This window comes from Sulfurimonas sp., from assembly GCF_026988655.1.
Taxonomy (GTDB): domain Bacteria; phylum Campylobacterota; class Campylobacteria; order Campylobacterales; family Sulfurimonadaceae; genus Sulfurimonas.
This window is the reverse complement of sequence record NZ_JALSKT010000038.1, coordinates 1-2,149: the sequence shown is the minus strand read 5'-3', so window position 1 is coordinate 2,149 and position 2,149 is coordinate 1. Positions and strand designations below refer to the sequence as shown.

The following is a 2,149-nucleotide window of genomic DNA, read 5'->3' as shown; positions in this document are numbered from 1 at the left end:
TTGTCTAAACTTGTGAGTGAATATCTTAAAAAACATCCTAAAATTGGAAAGTTTTATAGAATGCCAGGAAACTTGGGTATTACGGTTGTGGAGTTGTAGAGAACTTTTAACTCCAAAGGGTATAATATACTCAATTAAAATGTCTAGGAGAATGCTGTGAATATTGCAGATGTGAAAAAAGAGTTAAGTAGTGATGAAAAAGTACTAGAGAGTGCGTTTAAGTTAGAGACACTCTATAAAAAACATAAGTTTAAACTTTGGGCTGTTGTTGTAGCGCTTGTTGTCTTTTTTGGTGGGAAAGCGATACAAGCAACCATGCATGAAGCACAACTGGCAAAAGCAAATGAAGCATTTTTAACCTTACAGAAAAAAAATGATGATGCTGCAGCCTTGCAAACATTGAAAGAAAATAACCCAGCATTAGCAGAACTTTTTAACTATGTACAAGCAGCCAAAAAACAAGATGCAAAAGCATTAAAGGCACTTGCTGCAAGTAAAAATGCTGTGATAGCTGACGCAAGTGCATATACTGCAGGAGTAATTGAGAAAAAACCAGTAGACTCTGTACTTTACAAAGAGATGGCGCTTTTTGAAGAAGCATATGTGGCTATAGGTGCAGGTGATGTGAAAACAGCTAAGGCAAAGTTGGAGCTTATCGATGAGCGTTCACCTCTTGCAGTCATTACAGGATTTTTGAAACACTCACTTATTAAGGCAAACTAATGAAACAGTTATCATTTATAGCATTTACCACTTTGGTACTTCTCTTTTCTGGATGTAGTTCCAAGAAATATTTTGAACCAGAAACTACATTTTCAGCATCTTTAATTTCCCAACCCTATGGTGCTACTATTGTAGATCTTTCTCGAAATGGTGCTACATTAGATGATGGAACATATATTGGGACAAATGGAATTAATGATATAAAACTTGGAGAGGGATATCGATTTTTAAATGAAAATAAGCAATATGTGCTCGCTTCAAATACTGAAGGTATTTTAAAAGTTATTGATAAAAAAAGTGGCAATACAGCTATAGCAATTGCTTTACATACACCAGTTGTTTCTGCAACAATGAGAGATGGTATTATTGCTTATATTTTAAATACTAATACTTTTGGTATATATAGAATGTCAGATAACCGAAAACTTATAGAAAGTCGTTCAGAACGTATATTTGCGGTTGATACAAGAGCTGCAAGTCCAATGTTTATTGATAATTTAGCTATTATGCCGATGCTTGATGGAAAACTTATTATTGTTAATATTATGGATTCAGAAAATGCAAAAGTAGTGTATATTAGTAGTGAAACAGCTTTTGATAATGTTATTTATCTTGCAAGAGTTGGTAACATGATGATTGCTGCAACACCCAATAGGATTATCACACTGGGAAATGAAGGCAAATCGGAATATCAAGCAAATATCTCAGAAGTAACAATAGATAATGGAAAAATTTATCTTTTCACAAAAGAAGGAAAAATCATTGTATTAGATAAAAATTTAAATGAAGTTGGAACTGCTAAATTTAAATTTGCACATTATGCTGTAGCTACAGCATTTTCTAATAAGGTATATGGACTTGATCAGCAAGGCTCTCTCATCGTTTTAAACAGTGATTTAACAAAATCTAAAATTTATGATGTGGGTGCGGTAGATGAGCCAGCATTTATCACGGGTAAAAAACTTTATAAAGATGGAAAAGTGATTGACCTTTCTAAATTAGGTTATGAGTAAGAGTAACCTGCTATTGTAAGACGCAAACTGAACAAAGTTCAATTCACTACGTTAACACTGAGTTGACTTCAGCAGTCGGCTCAATCGACTAGTCGATTTAAAGGAGTTGATATTTCTAATTTATTAGTTGCTTTTGAAGAGTATCTCAATGTGACCAAGGCACTGGATACTCTGACTATCTCTTCTTATATTTCTGACCTTACACAACTTGAAGACGCTACACAAAAAGTACTTACGAAGTTGGACACTACTGATGTATTGGCATTTTTAGCCAGTTTTGAAAATAAACGTACACTTAACCGTAAACTCTCTTCTATCAATGCTTTTTTTGCTTTTTGTCACAAACAAGACTTTGTACATGAGAAGATAAAAATTCCTATGGCAAAAGTACCTAAAAACCTTCCAAAATATGT

General features: G+C 33.6%; 3 protein-coding genes. All 3 read left to right on the top strand.

Annotation, left to right across the window (positions count from 1 at the left end; genetic code table 11):
* Positions 1 to 156 precede the first annotated feature (156 nt).
* Complete coding sequence (locus MV052_RS03570; protein ID WP_297441051.1) at positions 157 to 723, top strand: hypothetical protein; 567 nt, start codon at positions 157 to 159, stop codon at positions 721 to 723.
* Positions 723 to 1,736, top strand: a complete 1,014-nt coding sequence (locus MV052_RS03565) for a hypothetical protein (protein ID WP_297441049.1) — start codon at positions 723 to 725, stop codon at positions 1,734 to 1,736. The genes MV052_RS03570 and MV052_RS03565 overlap by 1 nt, the downstream gene beginning before the upstream one ends.
* Positions 1,737 to 1,886: 150 nt before the next feature.
* Positions 1,887 to 2,149: site-specific integrase (locus MV052_RS03560; RefSeq protein ID WP_297441047.1), on the top strand; the 263-nt coding region annotated here is incomplete at its 3' end.